The following is a 206-nucleotide window of genomic DNA, read 5'->3' as shown; positions in this document are numbered from 1 at the left end:
GCTGAAACAGCAGACGGTCCACTAACCGTAACGAGTTTTACTGTTGGTGGTAATACATATAGTGCAGGTGACACCGTTACCCTCACTGAAGGTGAGTTAACTTTAAATACCGATGGTAGTTATACCTTTACACCTAATGACAATTTCAACGGTGCTGTTCCTGTAATTACTTACATTGTTACTGACGGTGCAGGTGATACACAGAC

The 206-nt window shown here is 42.2% G+C and carries 1 protein-coding gene; it reads left to right on the top strand.

Annotated elements, in window-relative coordinates:
- On the top strand, nt 1-206 hold a 206-nt coding region (locus H4J75_RS20560; protein WP_182223088.1), incomplete at both ends, for a cadherin-like domain-containing protein.

The organism is Colwellia sp. BRX10-1 (genome assembly GCF_014077545.1).
Lineage (GTDB): Bacteria > Pseudomonadota > Gammaproteobacteria > Enterobacterales > Alteromonadaceae > Colwellia_A.
Note: the sequence above shows the minus strand (reverse complement) of the source record. Positions and strands in the feature narration are given on the sequence as shown.